This window comes from Nonomuraea sp. NPDC049637, from assembly GCF_040675235.1.
In the GTDB taxonomy this organism is placed as follows: domain Bacteria; phylum Actinomycetota; class Actinomycetes; order Streptosporangiales; family Streptosporangiaceae; genus Nonomuraea.
Map to the genome: position 1 here is coordinate 118,200 of NZ_JBFAOM010000022.1, position 16,341 is coordinate 134,540.

At 72.7% G+C, this 16,341-nt stretch carries 14 protein-coding genes; 2 read left to right on the top strand and 12 right to left on the bottom strand.

Annotated elements, in window-relative coordinates; translation table 11 throughout:
- Nucleotides 1–40: 40 nt before the first annotated feature.
- From AB0J71_RS28365 to AB0J71_RS28395, 7 genes are read right to left on the bottom strand one after another with little or no spacing between them, the layout of a single operon-like run.
- Nucleotides 41–1,639: an ABC transporter ATP-binding protein gene (locus AB0J71_RS28365; protein ID WP_352324400.1), complete on the bottom strand. Its 1,599-nt coding sequence runs from the start codon at nucleotides 1,637–1,639 to the stop codon at nucleotides 41–43.
- Nucleotides 1,636–2,742, bottom strand: coding sequence for a serine hydrolase domain-containing protein (locus AB0J71_RS28370; RefSeq protein ID WP_364416831.1), 1,107 nt, complete (start codon nucleotides 2,740–2,742; stop codon nucleotides 1,636–1,638). The genes AB0J71_RS28365 and AB0J71_RS28370 overlap by 4 nt, the downstream gene beginning before the upstream one ends.
- Nucleotides 2,739–3,980: an anhydro-N-acetylmuramic acid kinase gene (locus AB0J71_RS28375; protein ID WP_364416833.1), complete on the bottom strand. Its 1,242-nt coding sequence runs from the start codon at nucleotides 3,978–3,980 to the stop codon at nucleotides 2,739–2,741. The genes AB0J71_RS28370 and AB0J71_RS28375 overlap by 4 nt, the downstream gene beginning before the upstream one ends.
- Nucleotides 3,977–4,876: an N-acetylmuramic acid 6-phosphate etherase gene (gene murQ / locus AB0J71_RS28380; RefSeq protein ID WP_352324405.1), complete on the bottom strand. Its 900-nt coding sequence runs from the start codon at nucleotides 4,874–4,876 to the stop codon at nucleotides 3,977–3,979. Before murQ ends, AB0J71_RS28375 begins: the two co-directional genes overlap by 4 nt.
- The gene (locus tag AB0J71_RS28385) at nucleotides 4,873–5,700 is read right to left on the bottom strand and encodes an ABC transporter permease (protein ID WP_364416835.1); all 828 of its coding nucleotides are present in this window, start codon (nucleotides 5,698–5,700) and stop codon (nucleotides 4,873–4,875) included. Before AB0J71_RS28385 ends, murQ begins: the two co-directional genes overlap by 4 nt.
- Nucleotides 5,697–6,665 (bottom strand): ABC transporter permease, encoded by a 969-nt coding sequence (locus AB0J71_RS28390; RefSeq protein ID WP_364416837.1) that lies wholly within the window; start codon nucleotides 6,663–6,665, stop codon nucleotides 5,697–5,699. The genes AB0J71_RS28385 and AB0J71_RS28390 overlap by 4 nt, the downstream gene beginning before the upstream one ends.
- Nucleotides 6,665–8,212, bottom strand: coding sequence for an ABC transporter substrate-binding protein (locus tag AB0J71_RS28395; protein WP_352324408.1), 1,548 nt, complete (start codon nucleotides 8,210–8,212; stop codon nucleotides 6,665–6,667). The genes AB0J71_RS28390 and AB0J71_RS28395 overlap by 1 nt, the downstream gene beginning before the upstream one ends.
- Before the next feature lie 86 nt (nucleotides 8,213–8,298).
- On the opposite strand from AB0J71_RS28395, the gene AB0J71_RS28400 reads away from it, so the two are divergent.
- Nucleotides 8,299–9,183 carry a MurR/RpiR family transcriptional regulator gene (locus tag AB0J71_RS28400; protein WP_352324409.1) on the top strand — a complete coding sequence of 295 codons (885 nt, stop codon included), beginning with the start codon at nucleotides 8,299–8,301 and terminating at the stop codon, nucleotides 9,181–9,183.
- Between the two features lie 125 nt (nucleotides 9,184–9,308).
- Nucleotides 9,309–9,827, top strand: coding sequence for a peptidoglycan recognition family protein (locus AB0J71_RS28405; RefSeq protein WP_364416839.1), 519 nt, complete (start codon nucleotides 9,309–9,311; stop codon nucleotides 9,825–9,827).
- A 190-nt stretch (nucleotides 9,828–10,017) separates the two neighbouring features.
- Here the strand turns inward: AB0J71_RS28405 and AB0J71_RS28410 are convergent, their stop codons facing one another.
- From AB0J71_RS28410 to fdh, 5 genes are all read right to left on the bottom strand, one after another.
- A complete protein-coding gene (locus AB0J71_RS28410; RefSeq protein ID WP_364416841.1) occupies nucleotides 10,018–10,392 on the bottom strand; it encodes a hypothetical protein in 375 nt (124 codons plus the stop codon).
- A gap of 171 nt (nucleotides 10,393–10,563) precedes the next feature.
- Nucleotides 10,564–11,100, bottom strand: a complete 537-nt coding sequence (locus AB0J71_RS28415; protein WP_352324412.1) for an NUDIX hydrolase family protein — start codon at nucleotides 11,098–11,100, stop codon at nucleotides 10,564–10,566.
- 164 nt (nucleotides 11,101–11,264) lie between these two features.
- Nucleotides 11,265–12,269: an NrfD/PsrC family molybdoenzyme membrane anchor subunit gene (gene nrfD / locus AB0J71_RS28420; RefSeq protein WP_364394162.1), complete on the bottom strand. Its 1,005-nt coding sequence runs from the start codon at nucleotides 12,267–12,269 to the stop codon at nucleotides 11,265–11,267.
- Nucleotides 12,266–13,048: a 4Fe-4S dicluster domain-containing protein gene (locus AB0J71_RS28425; protein WP_352326926.1), complete on the bottom strand. Its 783-nt coding sequence runs from the start codon at nucleotides 13,046–13,048 to the stop codon at nucleotides 12,266–12,268. The genes nrfD and AB0J71_RS28425 overlap by 4 nt, the downstream gene beginning before the upstream one ends.
- A 63-nt stretch (nucleotides 13,049–13,111) precedes the next feature.
- On the bottom strand, nucleotides 13,112–16,339 hold the full coding sequence (fdh, locus tag AB0J71_RS28430; protein ID WP_352326927.1) for a formate dehydrogenase: 3,228 nt from the start codon (nucleotides 16,337–16,339) through the stop codon (nucleotides 13,112–13,114).
- Nucleotides 16,340–16,341: the final 2 nt, after the last annotated feature.

Genomic DNA, 16,341 nt, shown 5'->3' on the forward strand with positions numbered 1-16,341 from the left:
GGCCCCTCCGCTCAGGTAGGTCCGGATTTCCAACTTACCATCAGGCGGCCCGTCCAGGGATGGCGGCGAGCAGCTCGCGGGTGTAGTCGGCGCGCGGCGAGCCGAAGATCTCGGCCGCCGTGCCGCTCTCCACGATCCGGCCCGCCTGCATCACGTGCACACGGTGCGAGATCATCCGGACGACGGCCAGGTCGTGGCTGATGAACAGGTAACTGAGCCCGAGGTCGCGCTGCAGGTCGGCGAGCAGCTCCAGGATCTGGGCCTGGACCAGCACGTCCAGCGCGGAGACGGCCTCGTCGAGCACGACCAGCTCGGGGGAGAGCGCCAGCGCCCGCGCGATGGCCACCCGCTGCCGCTGGCCGCCGGACAGCTCGTGCGGCAGCCGCCCGGCCACCGACGCCGGCAGCGACACCTTCTCCAGCAGCTCGGCGACGGTCCGCGCGCGCTCGGCCGGGGTGCCCACGCGATGCACGCGCAGCGGCTCGGCGATCGACTTCTCCACCGTGTAGCGGGGGTCGAGCGAGGCGTACGGGTTCTGGAAGACCGGCTGCACCCGGCGGCGGAAGGCGAACAGCTCCCGGCGGCCGAGCGAGGTCAGGTCGGTGCCGTCGAACAGGATCCGGCCGGAGGTGATGCCGTCCAGGCCGAGCAGCAGGTTGGCGGTGGTCGACTTGCCCGAGCCGGACTCGCCCACGACCGAGACGGTACGGCCGCGCGGGATCGTGAAGGAGACCCCGTCCACCGCCGTGAACTCCCCGCCGCCGCCCCGCAGCGGGAACACCTTGCGCAGGTCCTCCACCACGACCAGGTCCTCGGCGCTCTCCTCCGGGCCGGGCTCGGCCACCCGCACCGACGACAGGCTCGGCACGGCCTTCAGCAGCCGCCGGGTGTACTCGTGCCGCGGGTCGGCCAGCAGCTCGGCCGCCGGGCCGGTCTCCACGATCTCGCCCCGGTACATGACGGCCACCACGTCGGCCCGCTCGGCGGCCAGCGCCAGGTCGTGCGTGATGAGGAAGACGGCCGTGCCCATCTCGGCGGTCAGCTGCCCGAGCTGGTCCAGGATGCGCCGCTGCACGGTCACGTCCAGGGCCGAGGTCGGCTCGTCGGCGATGAGCAGCTTGGGCCGGCACGCCAGGCCCATGGCGATGAGCGCCCGCTGCCGCATGCCGCCGGAGAACTCGTGCGGGTACTGCCCGGCCCGCCGCTCCGGCTCGGGGATGCCGACCATCTCCAGCAGCTCGGTCACGCGCCCGCGCGCCGCCCGGCCCGCGGCCAGGCCGTGCACCTCCAGGGCCTCGGCGATCTGGTCGCCGATGCGCATCAGCGGGTTGAGGTTGGACATCGGGTCCTGGGGCACCAGGCCGATGCCCGCCCCCCGGACGGCGGTCATCTCGCGCTCGCTCACCCCGGCCAGGTCGCGGCCGTCGAACAGCACCTGGCCGGTCGTGATGCGGCCGCCCGCGGGCAGCAGCCGGTTGACCGCGGCGGCCGTGGTGGACTTGCCCGAACCCGACTCGCCGACCACGGCCACGGTCTGTCCCGGCAGGATCTCCATCGAGACGTTCCTGACGACGGTGACGTCCTGCTTGCGGGTGCGGAAGGCGACGGAGAGGTCGCGGATCTCCAGGAGCGGGGTCATGCGGTCCTCGATCGGTGGGTGATGGCCTGCAGCAGGCCGGTCCAGAGGGCGTCGGTGGGCGTCGGCGCGGCCGTCGTCAGCAGGCGGTTGCTCGCCAGCGCGATCGCGACGTCCCGGCCGGGGACGAACCCGACGGCGCAGCCGACGTAGCCGGGGTGGCCGAGCACGGTGACGGTCTCCCCCCGCAGGTCGAGCCGGTAGGTGCGGAAGCCGAGCGCCTGGCCGGGGTCGGGGCCGGGGGTGAAGAACTCGCGGGCGACCTCGGGCCGCCACAGCCGGTCGTGCTCCTCGTAGCGGGACAGCGCGGCGGCGTACCGCAGCAGGTCCGGGACGGTGGAGAACAGCCCGGCGTGGCCCGCCACGCCGCCGAAGGCGTGGCAGGCGTTGCCGTCGGCGACCCGGCCCAGCACGGGCTCGCGCCGCCAGCCGGCGAAGTCCGTGCTGCGGAAGGGCACCGGGTACGGCTCGGAGGTGTCGAGCATGCGCATCTCGACCCGGTCGTCCAGGGCGCTCATGGCCACCTCGGGGCCCGCCGGCCGGGCGTACGTGGTGCCGGCCAGCCCGAGCGGGCCGGTGACCAGCTCGGCCACCGCCCGCTCCAGCGACGTGCCGGTGACGGTCTCGACCACCCGGCCGAGCAGGATGAAGCCCAGGTCGGAGTAGTGCCGTTCGCGGCCGGGCGCGTAGCGCGGTGCGGGCATCCGCGGGTCGAGGTACAGCGGCCACCACTCCCACAGCCCGGCCCGGTGCAGCAGCAGGTCCCGCACGGTCACCTGGTCGGGGCAGCCCTCCGGCAGGTACGCGGCCGCCCGCTCGTCCAGGTCCACCAGGCGGTCGGAGACCAGGCGGAGGAGGGCCGTGGTGGTGGCGACGACCTTGGTGACCGAGGCCAGGTCGTGGTACGTGCCGAGGGTCATGGGGGCCTCGCCGGCCAGCGCGCCGCCGTCCGTCCGGCGCACGGTGCGGTGGCCGGTGCACTCGGTCAGGTCGAACCACGGCGTCCGGGCCGCCCGGACCAGGCCCGCGGGCGGGCCTGGTTCGACGCTCGCCGGTCCCTCCGGCCGGCTCGAAGGTCCGGACGGCGCGGCGGGGGCCGGGGTCATCGGCGCAGCACCAGCGAGCGCGGCGGCGTGGGCAGCGGGGCGGGCAGGACGAGCGGGCCCGCGCCCGGCGTCAGCGTGCCGAGCACCCGGGCGGCCTTCGCGCCCGTGCCGCCGGGGACGGTGCCCGGCAGGCCGTGGGCGGTCAGCCAGCCGATGAGGGCGAAGGCGATGGCCTCCTTGTCGTCGGCCGGGGCGCCGAGCTCGTCCGACAGCGACACCCGCACGCCGGGCAGGGCGGCGCGCAGGCCGTCCATGATGACCGGGTTGCGGCAGCCGCCGCCGGAGACGACGAGCACGTCCACGCCGGCCGCGGCGACGTCGGCCGCCACCGTGCGGACCGTCAGCTCGGTCAGCGTCGCCACCAGGTCAGGCCCGGACGGCTCGCGGCCCGCCCTGGCGATCGCCGCCTCGACGTAGGCCAGGTGGAACAGCTCCTTGCCCGTGCTCTTCGGCGCGGCCAGCCGGTAGTACGGCTCGTCGAGCAGCACGTCGAGCAGGCGTTCGTCCACCCGGCCTGAGGCGGCGAGGCGGCCGTCCTCGTCGTAGCCGCGCGGGTTCAGGCCGCGCCCGGCCACCACGGCGTCGACGAGGGCGTTGGCCGGGCCGATGTCGTAGGCGCTCAGGACGCCGTCGCGCACGACGGTCATGTTGGCGATGCCGCCCAGGTTGAGCGCCGCCGCGCCACCCGCGCCACCCCTGCCTGCCGCGCCGCCCGTGCCACCCGTGCCTGCCGTGTCGCCCGTGCCGCCCGTGCGCCCGTCCGTCAGCAGGCCGCCGAGCAGCAGGTCGTCCAGCACGGAGACCAGCGGGGCGCCGTGCCCGCCCGCGGTGATGTCGCGGATGCGCACGTCCGACAACACGGGCGCGCCGGTGCGCTCGGCGATCCAGGCGGGCTGGCCGATCTGCAGGGTGCCGCGCGCGTGTGCGCCCTCCACCCAGTGGAAGACCGTCTGGCCGTGGGAGACGATCAGGTCGGCCGGACCGGCCTGCTCGGCCGCGGCCGCGGCGGCCTCGGCGAAGCACTGGCCGATGAGCGTGTCGAGCACGCACACCTCGGCCAGCGTGACCGGCGCGGGCGGCAGCGCGGCCACCAGCCGGGCGCGCAGCTCGCCGGGGTAGGGGGTGCTCGCGGTGTGCAGCACGCGGCCGGTCAGCACGTCGCCGTCGAGGGCGAAGTCGACCAGGGCCACGTCGATGCCGTCGTGCGAGGTGCCGGAGATCATGCCGAGGATCTTCACGCCGGCTCTCCCAGCGCCACGCGCAGCCGTCCCTCGCTGCGGTCCAGCAGCGCCGCCGCCTCCTGCGGCCCGAGCCCGAGCCGGGCGCCGAGCACCGCCTGCTTGACGTTGAAACCGTGCTGGTCGAGCACTCGTTCCGCCTCCTCGCGGTCCACGCCGGCGATCGTGCGCACGATCCTGATCGCCCGTTCCCGTAGCTTGCCGTTGCTGGCCTTGACATCGACCATCAGGCTCCCGTATGTCTTGCCGAGCCGGACCATGACGATGGTCGAGAACATGTTGAGCACGAGCTTCTGCGCCGTGCCCGCCTTGAGCCGGGTCGAGCCGCTGACCACCTCGGGCCCGACCAGCACCTCGATCGCGTGCTCGGCCGCCGCGCTGAGCGGGGTGCCCGGGTTGCAGGACAGCCCGACGGTCAGCGCGCCGCGCTCGCGGGCCCGCCGCACCGCGCCCAGCACGTACGGCGTGCGCCCGCTGGAGGCGATGCCCACCACCGTGTCCAGCGGCCCGACGCCGGCCGCGTCGATCGCCGCCGCGCCGGCCCCCGCGTCGTCCTCGGCGCCCTCGCACGGGTGCACGATCGCCCGCTCGCCGCCGGCGATGACGGCGAAGACCTGCTCGGGCGGGGTGCTGAAGGTGGGCGGGCACTCGGAGGCGTCCAGGACGCCGAGCCGGCCCGGCGTGCCCGCGCCCACGTAGACCAGCCGGCCGCCGGCCCGTACCAGCTCGGCGGCGGCCTCGATGGCCGGGGTGATCTGCGGCAGCGCCGCGGCGACCGCGGCGGGGACGGTGGCGTCGGCCGCGTTCATGGTCGCGGCGAGCTCGGCCACGCTCATGGTGTCGATGCCCGCGAAGCGCGGGTCGGCCGATTCCGTGGTCAGTTCTGAGAGGTTCACCGCTTGCCTCGGGTTCTGGGGTCGAGAGTGTCACGCAGGCCGTCGCCGAGCAGGTTCAGGCCCACCACCAGCAGCACGACGACCGCGCCCGGCGCGATCAGCGTCCAGGGGGCGACGAACACCAGGCTGCGCGCCTCGAAGATCATCGAGCCCAGCGAGGGGGCGGGCGGCGGCGTGCCCAGGCCGAGGAAGCTCAGCGACGCCTCGGTCAGCACCGCCCACGACAACGACAGCGCCACCTGGATGACGATGATCGAGGTGATGTTGGGCAGCACGTGCCTGAGCATGATCTGCCAGCGGCTCTGGCCGGTGGAGACCGCGGCCTTGACGTACTCGATCTCCCGGAGGGAGAGCACCGGGCCGCGCGTGACACGGATGAAGATGGGGACGTACACGATCGCGATGGCGACGGCGACCGTGAACCAGTTGCGGTCCAGCACCGAGGCCAGCGAGAGGGCGAGCAGCAGCGGCGGGAACGCGAACAGCACGTTCGTCACACCGCCGATGGCGCCGTCGGCGAAGCCGCGGTAGAAACCGGACACCAGGCCGCCCAGCGTGCCGACCACGGTGGCGAAGGCCACCGCGACCACCGCGATGAGCGCCGAGTTGCCGACCCCGGCCGCCACCCGGGAGAAGACGTCCCGGCCGAACTGGTCGGTGCCGAACAGGTGCGTCCCGGACGGCGACAGGAACCGCTCGGGCGGGTTCTGGGCGATCGGGTCGTAGGGGAGCAGCCCGGCGTACGACAGCGCCGCCACCAGGGCCAGCACCAGCAGCACGATCGTGCCCGCCAGCATGGCGGGGCTCCTGCGCAGCGTGGTCACGACGCCCTCACCCGCGGGTCGATGATCCGGTACAGCCCGTCGGTCAGCAGGTTGACCAGCACGAACGCCAGCGCGATGACCAGGACCGTGCTCTGCACGACCGCGTACTCCTTCTGCTGGATGCCGAGCAGCACCTGCCGGCCCACGCCGGGCACCGAGAAGATCTGCTCGACCACGACCGCGCCGCCGAGCAGGTAGCCGAACTGCAGCCCGGTCATCGTCACGATCGGCACCAGCGCGTTGCCCAGCACGTGCCGGACCTGCAGGCGGCGCGGCGGCACGCCCTTGGCGCGGGCGGTGCGCACGAAGTCCTCCGAGCGCACCTCCAGCACCGCCGTACGGGTGGTGCGCAGGATCGGCGCGGCGATGCCGAAGCCGAGCACGAGCGCGGGCAGGAACATCTGCTGCAGGTTGAGCAGCGGGTCCTCGGCGAGTGTGGCGAAGCCCTGGCCGTTGGGGTTGAAGCCGAACGACGCCGCGAAGATCGACAGCAGCGTGGTGGCCAGCAGGAACGCCGGGACCGACAACCCGGCCAGGCTCACGACCTGGCCGAAGGCGTCCCGCGGCGAGTTCGTCCTGGACGCCGACAACATGCCGAGCGGCACGCCCAGCAGCAGCGCCAGCACGATCGAGAACACCGCGAGCTCGAACGTCACCGGCAGCGAGTGCAGCGTCATCTCCAGCACGCCCTGCTGCGAGCGGGCCGAGTAGCCGAAGTTGCCGGTGAGCATGTTGCCCAGCCAGGAGAAGAACTGCGTGACCGGCGACTGGTCCAGCCCGTAGTACTGCTCCAGGGCCGCGCGCTGCGCCGGGGTGAGGGCAGCCGCCTCCGTGCCGAGCCCCGCGGTGATCTGGTCGCCGGGGATCGCCCGGAGCATGACGAAGACGAACACGGCCACCCCGAACAGGGTGCCGATCGTCGAGGCCACGCGCCGGATGGCCCGGCTGGCGAGGATCCGGCGCATCAGGCGACGGACGTCGTGCGCAGGTACTGCAGCGACCCGCTGACCATCGGTACGAACCCGGACACGTTGGAGGTGGTGCCGGTGTAGGTGTAGCTGGTGAACAGCCAGATCCAGGGCGCGTTGGCCTCCAGCTCGGCCGAGACCTTCTCGTAGATCGCCTTGCGGGCGGCCGGGTCGGTCGTGGCCTTGCCCTCGGCGAACAGCTTGTCCAGCTCCGGCGAGCTGTACCCGGCGACCTTGTTCAGGTTGCCCTTGCTGGTGAAGTAGCGGCCGTAGGAGCCGTCGGGGTCCGGGCGCCCGCCGTTGAGCGCGACGGCGGCGTCGAAGTCGGCCGCCACCCAGCGGTCCACGAACGCGCCGGACTCCAGCACCTCCAGGTCCAGAGTGATCTTGGCCTCGGCGAGCTGCGCCTTGAGGTTCTGGGCCTCGTTCACGGAGGTGGCGTACTCGCCCTGGGAGACGATGGCCTTGACCGTCACGCCGCCGGACTTGCCCGCCTTGCCGAGGTACTCGGCGGCCTTGGCCAGGTCGCGGCTCGGGCAGGGACGCTTGGCCGGGTCGGACTTGAAGGCCGGGGCGGTGATCGGCCCGGTCACCTCGCCCTCGCCGAGCGCGGCGGTGTCGAGCACCTGCTTGCGGTCGATCGCGCACTGGATCGCCAGGCGCACGTTGACGTCCTTGAGGTCGCCGCGCTGGGCGTTGAGCTGGAGGGCGTGGTAGCTGAGCTGCGGCGTCTTGGTGACGGTGATCGTGCCGCCGCCCTGCGCGGTCTGCGCGACCAGCGGGTCGTTGAAGACCGCCAGCTGCACGTTGCCCGACTGCATGGCCGAGACGATGGACGACTCGTCCGGGATCACCCGGAACTCGACGCTGCCCACCTTCGGCTTCTCGGCGCCCCAGTACTTGTCGTTCCTGGCCAGCGTCAGCGACTGGCTCGGGACGCGCTTGCCCAGCGTGAACGGGCCGGTGCCGTTGGGGGTGGCGTTGAGCTTCTCCTCGGTGTCGTCGGAGGAGAGCATCGCCATGTTGACGGTGGCCAGGTTCGCCGGGAGCGCGGCGTCGGGGCCGGTCAGCTCCAGCACCACCGTGCTCTCGTCGGGGGCCTCGACCGACTTCACCGACGCCAGCGACGCCCGCGCCACGGCCGCGGTCTTCTCGTCCATGATCTTCTCCAGGGACGCCTTGACGTCCTTGGAGTCGAAGGCGCTGCCGTCGGCGAAGGTCACGCCCTTGCGCAGGGTGAGGGTCAGCTTCTTGCCGTCCTCGGCGGCCTGCCACGACTCGGCCAGGCCCGGCACGACGTTCAGGTCCTTGTCGAACTCGGTGAGGGTGCCGTAGATGTTCTGCAACACGTTCACGGCTGTGAACTGGGTGGCCTTCCAGGGGAAGAGCGTGTCGGGGTCGGAGGTCACGCCGACGACCAGGGCGCCGCCGGACTTGCCCGTGGCGCCGGTGCTGGTCGCGGGCCCGGAAGACGATGAACAGGAGGTCAGGGCGATGGACAGCACTGCGGCGGCGCCGATCGCGGAGAGCGCGCCACGGGGCATGTGGTCTCCTCAGGGGCAGTAGGTCATAAAATTACGCAGACCCTACCACTGGTGTACTAAATTTCCTCAACACGGATGGATGACGAATGGTCGAGGACGACGGAAGCCTGCTGATCCGCATCCGTGCCGCCATGCCCGCATTACGGCCATCGGAGCGGCGCATCGCCGAGACGTTCACCGGTGACCCGGCCGCCGCCGCGAACCTGTCCATCGCCGAGCTGGCCGCCCGCTGCGCCACCTCGACGACCTCGGTCGTGCGCTTCTACCAGCGCATGGGATACGCCCACTTCAAGGACTTCCGGATCGACCTGACCAGGGCCGCCGCCCGGGAGGAGCTGACCACGTCGAGCCTGCCGGAGGTGTCGGGCGACATCGACCGCCACGACAGCCTGGAGGGCATCGTCTCCAAGGTCGCCACCAACGAGACGCTGTCCATCGCCGACACGGCCCGCTCCCTCGACATGCAGGCCCTGGGTCGGGCGGTCTCCCTGCTGCTGGCCGCGCGCCGGATCGACACCTTCGGCGTGGGCGCGAGCGCGCTGGTCGGCCTGGACCTGCAGCAGAAGCTCTCGCGCATCGGGCGTACCGCGATCAACTGGCACGACGCCCACTCGGCCTGGACGTCGGCGGCCACGCTCGACGCCGGCTGCGTGGCCGTCGCGGTCTCGCACACCGGCGCGACCGTGGACACGGTCGAGTTCCTGGCCATCGCCCGCCGGTCGGGCGCGGCCACGGTGGCGATCACCAACTTCCGCGACTCGCCGCTGGCCGCCACCGCCGACGTGACGCTGACGACGGCCGCCCGCGAGACCGAGTTCCGCTCCGGCGCGCTCGGCAGCCGCATCGCCCAGCTCATGGTCGTCGACTGCCTGTTCACCGGCGTGGCCGCGGCCAGTTACGACGAGTCGATGGCGGCCCTGCGCAACACGTACGCGGTCGTCCACGACCGGACGGTGTACAAGCGGGGGTGAACCGGCCTGACCAGCATGGAAGTGTTTCTTTGGCGGCACGTGAATCTAGTGACAAAAAGTGATGACACAACTACTTTAAGTTGACATTCTGGTGGCGAGGCATCGTCTACCAGGAGAGACACCACATGCAGCTGATCACCCGTGCCGACTGGCACGCCAAGAAGCCCACCACCAGTTACACCCGGCTGGCCGGCACCAGAGGCGTCAAGATCCACTACACCGGCGGGAAGGTGCCCTCCGACCTGCCGGACGCCGACAACCACGACAAGTGCGTCGACCTGGTCCGGGACATCCAGCGCATGCACATGTCCGGCGGGCGCGGCGAGACCTACATCGACCTCGGCTACAACATGGTGTGCTGCCCGCACCGGCGCACCTTCATGGGCCGCGGTCCGCACGTCCTGCCCGCCGCCAACGGCCCGGGGCTCAACTCCGGCCACTACGCCGTGCTCGCCCTGCTCGGCAACACCGGGTTCACCGAACCGAACGACGACCTGCTCAACGCCCTCGTCGACGCCATCGAGTACCTGCGCGAGCACGGCGACGCCGGCGACGAGGTCAAGGGCCACCGGGACGGCTACGACACCGACTGCCCCGGCGACCCGCTCTACCACTGGGTGCGAAGGGGCGCCGAACGCCCCTGAGACGGTTCGGGCAGGCGCTCGCCGCGGCCAGGCTCGCGGAGACGAAGCCCGGCATGGGTGACGGCTCCCCGCCCGGTGAGGCGGCGCACAGGGAGACGGCCGGGCCGACGCCGGAGGCCGCCATGGACGTCCATGGCGGCCTTCAGAGCTGGGTCAGGTCGCTACAGCGGCCCGATCGCGGGGAAGGTGGTCACCACTTCTCCCACTCGCCCGTCCTGAAGCACTTCATCGCCCAGTAGGCGAGCTTGGACGGCCCCGTCCAGCCCACGTAGGGCGCGTGTCCCTGCACGCAGCGCATCTTCTTGATCGTGACCGGCTCCCACTTGCCGTGCGAGCACGCCGGGACCAGCTTCTTGATGACCGGCTTGCCGCACAACCACCGGACGCTGGGGCGCGGGCCGGCGGCCTGCGTCCACGTGGCCGTGACGGCCTGCGCGGAGACCGGGACGGCGGAGACGGCGGCACTCGCCGCCGAAGTGGCCGCCGTGGCGGGCGTCCCGGCGGACAGCGCCAGCGCGAACGCCCCCGCCGCAGCCGCCGTCCCGAGCTTGGTGATCGTCCTCATGACGTCTTCCTCCCTTGTCGTGCCGGATGTCGTACGGGCACGTTAGGGCGGCGGACGTTGAGCTCCCGTTGAGGATCCGTGCAGGACCGGGCACCCAGGGATGGGCCGTCTCCAGGAGCCGGCGACCGGCGCGACGAGTGTGCAGGCGGCCGGCCACCCGGCGGCGCCGCGTCAGACCAGCCGGCCCACGTGGGCCAGCGCCTGCTTGAGCAGCACCCCCTGGCCGCCGGTCATCTCCTGCTGCACGGCCGGCGAGGACGCCTCCTCCGGGGTGAACCAGACCAGGTCCAGCGCGTCCTGCCGGGGCCGGCAGTCACCGGCCACGGGCACGATGTAGGCCAGCGACACCGCGTGCTGGCGCGGGTCGTGGTACGGCGTGACGCCCGGCGTCGGGAAGTACTCCGCGACGGTGAAAGGCTGCGGCGAGACGGGGATGCGCGGCAGGGCCACCGGCCCGAGGTCCTTCTCCAGGTGGCGCAGCAGCGCGTCGCGGATGCGCTCGTGGTGCAGCACCCGCCCCGAGACCAGCGCCCGGCTGACCGTGCCGTCCGCCGCGATCCGCAGCAGCAGGCCCACGCGGGTCACCACGCCGGTCTCGTCGACGCGTACCGGCACGGCGTCGATGTAGAGGATCGGCAACTGGCCGCGCACCGACTCGAGCTCTTCGGGGGCCAGCCATCCAGGCGCGGTTTCGGTCTTTTCGGTCATCTGTCGATCGTATGCCCCGCGCCGCCACGGAGGGCGTAAGCCCCACCGACCGATCCCCGGGCGGGGTCAGGCCCGCCTGGCCGGCCTGCCCCTGCCCGCCAGCCACGACGCCGTGCAGACGACCAGCACGATACCCATGAACGGCAGGTACTCGGCGACTCTTCTCATGACAGATCACGCTCCGCTCTCGACTTGGCGAGCCGCCGGCGTTGCGGCTCGACGGTGTACCGGGGGTCGCACGCCGAGGCCGTCCCGGCGTGGAAGATCCCGAACCGGGTGCACACCGACCCGGCCAGCAGGGCCGCCCCCGCGGCTGCCGCCGCGACCCTGCTGCGAGCGCCCAGCCCCTGACCGAGCAGGGCGCCCGCGACCGACAGCGCCTGACCCGCCCTGAGCAGACGGCTGCGCCGCAGCGGCTCGGCGGTCAGGCCCATCCGGCGTTCCATGCGGACGGCCGCCGCGCACTCCAGGGCCGCCCCCATCACCGCCGCCCGCCGGGCCGGGGCCGCCTGCGCGACCGGCGCGGCCAGCATGCCGAGCCCGCCCGCCGACGCGGCGGCCGAGCCCGCGAACAGGAACGGCATCTCCCTGAACCCGTCGTGCCAGGCCGGGACGGCGGTGTCGCAGATCAGCACGGCGGTGTAGGTGGCCAGCGCCGGCCCGGTCAGCCCGGCCCCCACCGTGGCCGCCCGGCCCAGCCGGGGGAACCGCCCGGTCACCCCGGTGAGCGCGGCCAGCCCGGCCTGCGGCCCGTACGCGGTCAGGATCCAGGTGCCGACGCTCATCGGCGAGGTCACCTTGAACACCCGCAACATGTTCAGGAAGCGCGACGGCTTGCCCAGGTCGTGGATCAGCGCGTACAGCGAGCCGCCGACCGCGCCCAGGGCGGCCAGCTTGGCGGCGCGGGCCAGCGCCGGGCGTCCGGTCAGCTCGGCGGCGGCGGCCAGCGTGGAGGAGGCGCCGGCCAGGCCGCCGAGGAACAGGTAACCGGCGATGTCGTGGTCGCTCCAGGGCGTGCCGTTCAGGACCGGCAGACCGTAGTAGGAGTCCGCCGCCGGCTCGGGCGGCCGCAGGGAGCGGCTGCCGCGGCCCGCCGAGCCGGGCGTGGCCTCGCGCTCGGTGCGCAGGCCGGGCGCGTCGTCCAGGCGCACGTCGGTCTGGTTGCTCATCGGCCCCTCCTCCAGGCCGCCGCGGCGGCCATCCCGGCCAGCAGGACCAGCGCCGCCGCGCCGGCGTGCCGCCACATCGACGGCAGGTCCGCGGTGGTCACCACGGGGTCCGGCGGCAGGCCGTACACCTGGGGCTCGTCCAGCAGCAGGAAGAAGGCGCCGGTGCCGCCCACGCCGTCGGCCGGGTCGTGGCCGTACAGGCGGGCCGAGGACACGCCCGCCGCGCGCACCTGCTCCAGACGGCGGTCGGCGCGCTCGCGCAGCTCGTCCAGCTCGCCGAACTGGATCGAGTCCGTCGGGCACGTCTTGGCACAGGCCGGCTCCTGGCCGACCTCCAGCCGGTCGTAGCACATCGTGCACTTGGCGGCCGTGCCGCTCGCCGCGCGCCGGCCGATCACCCCGAACGGGCAGGCGGGCACGCAGTAGCCGCAGCCGTTGCAGACGTCCTCCTGGACGACGACCGTGCCGTACTCGGTGCGGAACAGCGAACCGGTCGGGCAGACGTCCAGGCAGGCCGCGTGCGTGCAGTGCTTGCACACGTCGGAGGCCATCAGCCAGCGGAAGTCCAGGTCACGGGCGCCGGTCTCCTGATGGCCCAGCGGCTTGCGCTGCTCGACGAACGCCACGTGCCGCCAGGTGTCGGCGCCGAGCCCGACGGAGTTGTCGTAGGACATGCCGGTGAACAGCAGGCCGTCCTCCGGCACCTGGTTCCACTCCTTGCAGGCCACCTCGCACGCCTTGCACCCGATGCAGACGCTGGTGTCGGTGAAGAAGCCCATGCGCCTGGGCGGGTCGTCGTAGCCGGCGTCGAGCGGCGCCCGGTCGAGGTCGAAGGCCACGGCTCACACCTCCGTTCCGGTGTCCTCGGTCACGCCCGCCCGCCGCCGGTAGGCCAGCACCAGCTCAGGCAGGGCCGGGCCGCGCGGCCTGCGCCCGGGGCGGATGTCCGCCGACAGGGCCTTGACCTCCTGGATGTGGGAGTTGGGGTCGAGCGAGATGGCCGCCAGCTCGTTGGCCGCGTCGCCGGTGGCCAGGCCGTTGGGGCCGAAGTGGAAGGGCAGCCCGATCTGGTGCAGGACCTTGCCGTCCAGGTGCAGCGGCGCCATCCGGTCGGTGACCAGCACGCGGGCCTCGATGGCGCTGCGCGCGGTGACGACCGTGGCCCACTCGCCGTGCACGAGCCCGCGCTCGGCGGCCAGCTCGGGCGAGACCTCGCAGAACATCTCCGGCTGCAGCTCGGCCAGGTACGGCGTGTGCCGGCTCATGCCCCCCGCCGTGAAGTGCTCGGTCAGCCGGTACGTGGTCACCACGTACGGGTAGACCGACGCGCCCGGCTCGGCACCGCTCGGCTGGTAACGGTTGGCCTCGTGCCGGTAGAGCTTGCGGGCCGGGTTGCGCTGCCGCCCGTAGAGCGGGTTGGCGACCGGCGAGTCCTGGGGCTCGTAGTGGGTGGGCAGCGGGCCGTCCACCACGCCCGAGGGGGCGAACAGCCAGCCCTTGCCGTCGGCCTGCATGATGAACGGGTCGATGCCCGACAACGCCGCCGGTCCCTGCGCCCCCGGCTCGGGCCGGTAGGACGGCGGTTTGCCCTCCTCGAAGTCCGGCACGTCCAGGCCGGTCCAGCGGCCGGCGTCCGCGTCCCACCAGACGAGCTTCTTGCGCTCGCTCCACGGACGGCCGTCCGGCGCGGCCGAGGCCCGGTTGTAGAGCACCCGCCGGTTGTCCGGCCACGCCCACGCCCACTCGGCGGCCACCCAGTCCTGCTCGGCGGCCGGTTTGCGGCGGGCGGCCCGGTTGACGCCGCCGGCGTACACGCCGCAGTAGATCCAGCAGCCGCACACCGTCGAGCCGTCGTCCTTGAGCTGGCTGTAGCCGTCGAGCGGCCGGCCCTCGGCGTCCCAGCCGTTGATCTCGGCGAGCACCGCCTCGGCGACCGGCTCGGCCGTCTCGCCCTCCACGGGGTAGTCCCAGGTGAGGTCGAGCAGGGGCCGGTCCATCGGGTCGGCGGAGCCGGCCAGCTTCTGCCGGATCATGCGCCCGAGGTGGTACATGAACCACAGGTCGCTGCGCGCGTCGCCGGCCGGCTCGACGGCCCGGTGGTGCCACTGCAGCCAGCGGTTGGTGTTGGTGAAGCTGCCGCTCTTCTCGGTGTGGGCCGCGGCGGGGAAGAAGAACACCTCGGTGCCGATCCCGGACGTGGTCAGCTCGCCCGTCTCGATCTCGGGGCCGTCCTTCCACCAGGTGGCGCTCTCGATCAGGTTGAGGTCGCGCACCACCAGCCAGTCGAGCCGGGCCATGCCCAGGCGTTGCATCCGGGAGTTGGCCGAGCCCACGGCCGGGTTCTCGCCGAGCAGCAGGTAGCCCTTGCAGGTGCCGTCGAGCTGCGCCAGGACCGTGTCGTACGTGCTGTGCGAGCCGGTCAGGCGCGGCAGGTAGTCGAAGCGGAAGTCGTTGTCGGGCGTCGCGGCCGGCCCCCACCACGCCTTGAGCAGGCTCACCAGGTAGGCGGGCATGTTCGCCCAGAAGCCGCGGCAGGCGGCGTCGGCGCGCAGGAAGTCGCGCATCTTCTCGTGCTCGTGGGCGTGCGGCATCGGGATGTAGCCGGGCAGCAGGTTGAACAGCGTCGGGATGTCGCTGGAGCCCTGGATGCTGGCGTGCCCGCGCAGCGACTGGATGCCGCCGCCGGGGCGGCCGATGTTGCCCAGCAGGAGCTGAAGGATGCTGGCGGTGCGGATGAACTGGGCGCCGTCGCTGTGCTGCGTCCAGCCCACCGCGTAGACGAACTCGGCGGTCCGCTCCGGCCCCGAGTTCTCCGTCAGGTGGCGGCAGACCTGGGCGAACAGCTCCGGCGGCACCCCGCACACCTGCTGGACCATCTCCGGCGTGTAGCGGGCGAAGTGGCGGCGCAGCACCTGCAGCACGCAGCGCGGGTGCCGCAGCGTCTCGTCCCGCCGCGGCTCGCCGCCCAGCGGCACGCCGGTGCCGCCCTGCACCTCGGCGCGGCCGGCCGGGAGGCTGCCCGCCGGCCGGTCGTAGTCCTCGTCCCGCTCGCCGGAGGCCGCGACGGTGTGCATGCCCTCGTACTGCCAGGTGTCGTCCTCGTAGCAGCGGTTGTCGGCGTCGAAGCCGGAGAACAGGCCGTCGAGGTCCTCGGCGTCGCGGTAGTCCTCGCGCAGGATGGTCGCCGCGTTGGTGTAGTGCAGGACGTAGTCGCGGAAGAACAGCTCGTTCTCCAGCACGTGGTTGACGATCGCGCCGAGGAAGGCCACGTCCGAGCCCGCCCTGATCGGCACGTGCAGGTCGGCCAGCGCGCTGGTACGGGTGAACCGCGGGTCCACGTGGATGACCACCGCGCCGCGGGCCTTGGCCTCCATCACCCACTGGAACCCGACCGGATGCGCCTCGGCGAAGTTCGACCCCTGGATCAGCACGCAGTCGGAGTGCTGCAGGTCCTGCAGGAACGTCGTGGCCCCGCCGCGCCCGAACGACGTGCCGAGCCCCACCACGGTCGAGCTGTGGCACACCCGCGCCTGGTTCTCGATCTGCACCACGCCGAGCGCGGTGAGCAGCTTCTTGATGAGGTAGTTCTCCTCGTTGTCCAGCGTCGCGCCGCCCAGGCTGGCGATGCCCATCGTGCGGGCCACCCGGCGGCCCTTGTTCTCCCACTCCCAGGTCGCCCGGCGGGTGGCGATGATCCGGTCGGCCACCATGTCCATGGCGGTCTCCAGGTCGAGCTCCTGCCAGTCGGCGGCGTACGGCGGGCGGTACAGGACCTTGCTCAGCCGTCCTGAGCCGGTGGTGAGCTGGAGGCTGGAGGCGCCCTTCGGGCACAGCCGGCCCCGGCTGATCGGGGAGTCGGGGTCGCCCTCGATGTGCACCACCTTCTCGTCACGGACGTAGACGTTCTGGGCGCAGCCCACCGCGCAGTACGGGCACACCGACTTGACCACGCGGTCGGCGGCGGCCGTCCGGGCCGGGTGCGCGCCCGTGCGCGGCGACTTCACCGCGGCGGCCCGGCCGAGCTTGTCCTTGCCGGTGAGCTGCCGCAGCAGCGGCCAGGAGAACCCCATGC